The sequence below is a fragment of the Pseudomonas sp. SIMBA_068 genome, assembly GCF_046534705.1.
Taxonomy (GTDB): Bacteria; Pseudomonadota; Gammaproteobacteria; order Pseudomonadales; family Pseudomonadaceae; genus Aquipseudomonas; species Aquipseudomonas putida.
Genome location: NZ_JAWRYI010000064.1, coordinates 1 through 442, shown reverse-complemented (window position 1 = coordinate 442; position 442 = coordinate 1). Strand labels below are relative to the sequence as shown.

1 protein-coding gene is annotated in these 442 nt (G+C 53.8%); it reads right to left on the bottom strand.

The features are described 5' to 3' along the window. On the bottom strand, positions 1-442 hold a 442-nt coding region (locus SB756_RS28155; protein ID WP_410912769.1), incomplete at both ends, for an OB-fold nucleic acid binding domain-containing protein.

Genomic DNA, 442 nt, shown 5'->3' with positions numbered 1-442 from the left:
GCGGTCATTTTAAGGCCACCACTGAAGTCATCAAAGCTGACCTGTCCGCTGACGATCAGAATTCGGTCTTTCTCCAGCAACTGCTGGTATTTATCTAACGCATCGGTAAATAACATCACCTCAAGACGACCGGAGCGATCGTCCAGAGTACAGATACCAATTCGGTTGCCGCGTTTGGTGACCATTACCCGTGCCGCGATCACCAGACCGGCCGCCACGGTAATTTTACCCCGATCGGTAGGATGCATATCTTTCAGCCGCACCCCGCCAACATAACGCTCAATTTCTTTCAGGTACTGATTAATCGGGTGGCCGGTAAGGTAAAGCCCCAGCGTTTCCCGTTCGCCATCCAGCTGCACCTGCTCAGGCCACGGCGTGACGCTGGCGTACGATTTCTCAACCTGTTCCGGCTCTTCCGCCAGTACGCCAAACATATCAGCCT